General features: G+C 73.2%; 2 protein-coding genes. Both read left to right on the top strand.

The genetic code is table 11. From position 1 onward, the window contains the following. Positions 1-54: 54 nt before the first annotated feature. Positions 55-816 carry a class I SAM-dependent methyltransferase gene (locus E0D90_RS25330; RefSeq protein ID WP_130800247.1) on the top strand — a complete coding sequence of 254 codons (762 nt, stop codon included), beginning with the start codon at positions 55-57 and terminating at the stop codon, positions 814-816. Beyond that, positions 813-1,886, top strand: a complete 1,074-nt coding sequence (locus tag E0D90_RS25325) for a prenyltransferase/squalene oxidase repeat-containing protein (RefSeq protein ID WP_130800246.1) — start codon at positions 813-815, stop codon at positions 1,884-1,886. The genes E0D90_RS25330 and E0D90_RS25325 overlap by 4 nt, the downstream gene beginning before the upstream one ends. Positions 1,887-1,902: the final 16 nt, after the last annotated feature.

Raw genomic sequence — 1,902 nt, 5'->3', positions numbered from 1 at the left:
GCCCCGCCGCGCCCGCCCCGGCGACGGACCTCCCGAACGCTAGGAGCTGACCAGGTGCTCACCGTGGACTTCACCCGCTTTCCCATAGCCGCCGGGGACCGGGTCCTGGACCTCGGCTGCGGCGCGGGACGGCACGCCTTCGAGTGCTACCGGCGCGGTGCCCGGGTGGTCGCGCTGGACCGCAACGGTGAGGAGATCCGCGAGGTGGCCGCCTGGTTCGCCGCCATGGAGGAGGCGGGCGAGGCACCCGAGGGCGCCACCGCCACCGCCGTCGAGGGGGACGCGCTGGCGCTGCCGTTCCCCGACGACAGCTTCGACGTGGTGATCATCTCCGAGGTCATGGAGCACATACCCGACGACCGCGGTGTCCTCGCCGAGATGGTCCGCGTGCTGCGCCCCGGCGGCCGGCTCGCCGTCACCGTCCCCCGGTACGGGCCCGAGAAGGTCTGCTGGACCCTCTCGGACGCCTACCACGAGGTCGAGGGCGGCCACATCCGCATCTACAAGGCCGACCAACTGCTCGCCCGCATAAGGCAGTCGGGCCTCCGCCCCTACGGTGTCCACCACGCCCACGCACTGCACTCGCCCTACTGGTGGCTCAAGTGCGCCTTCGGCGTCAACCGCGACGGCGACGACGCCGCGCTGCCGGTACGCGCCTACCACAAGCTGCTGGTCTGGGACATCATGAAGCGGCCCTTCGCGACCCGCTTCGCCGACCGGCTGCTCAACCCCCTGATCGGCAAGAGTTTCGTCGCCTACGCGACCAAACCGCAACTCCGCCCCGTCCCCGGCAGCGCCCCGGCGGAGCGGGTATGACCTCGCCCGGCGACACCGCCACCCTCGTCCTCGACGGAGTCCTCACCGCCGAGCAGGCGGCGCGCACCGCCGCCGGTATCGCCGGCCTTCAGCGCCCCGACGGCGCGATCCCGTGGTTCCGCGGCCACCACCTCGACCCCTGGGACCACATCGAGGCCGCCATGGCACTGGACGCCGCCGGCGACCACCACCGTGCCCGCGCCGCCTACGAGTGGCTCGCCCGCCACCAACTGCCCGACGGTTCCTGGTACGCCGCCTACGCCGACGGCGACGCCACCCGCCCCACCGACCGCACCCGCGAGACCAACTTCTGCGCCTACGTGGCCGTCGGCGTCCTCCACCACCATCTCGCCACCGGCGACGAGGAGTTCCGCCGCCGCATGTGGCCGGTGGTCTCCGCCGCCGTGGAGTTCGTCCTCGAACTCCAGCAGGAAGGCGGCGAGATCGGCTGGAAGCGCGAGGACGACGGAACCGCCGTCACCGCCGCGCTGCTGACCGGCTGCTCCTCCGTCCATCAGGCGCTGCGCTGCGCGCTGCGGCTGGCGGAACTCGCGGGCGAACCCCAGCCCGACTGGGAGCTGGCCACCGGGCGGCTCGCCCACGCGGTGCGCGCCCACCCCGAGCGCTTCCTCGACAAGTCCCGCTACTCCATGGACTGGTACTACCCGGTGCTCGGCGGCGCGGTCCGCGGCCCGGCCGCCGAACGGCGCATCGCAGCCCGCTGGGACGAGTTCGTCGTGCCCGGCCTCGGCGTCCGCTGCGTGCTGCCCAACCCCTGGGTCACCGGCGGCGAGAGCGCCGAACTGGCCCTCGCGCTCTGGGCGATCGGGGACACCCACCGCGCGGTGGAGATCCTTCGCTCCATCGGCCACCTGCGTGCCGGCGACGGGCTCTACTGGACCGGTTACGTCTTCGCCGACAACGCCGTCTGGCCCGAGGAGCTGACCTCCTGGACCGCCGGCTCGGTGCTGCTGGCGGTCGCCGCGCTCAACGGGCACCGGCCCACCACCGTCGTCTTCGGCGGCGAGGACCTTCCGCTCGGACTCACACCGGACTGCTGCCCGGACTGAGCCCCGTCCCCCGTCC

The sequence above is a fragment of the Streptomyces otsuchiensis genome, from assembly GCF_004305975.1.
Taxonomy (GTDB): Bacteria; Actinomycetota; Actinomycetes; order Streptomycetales; family Streptomycetaceae; genus Streptomyces; species Streptomyces otsuchiensis.
The sequence above is the reverse complement of the archived record's forward strand: the minus strand, read 5'-3'. Positions and strand labels throughout refer to the sequence as shown.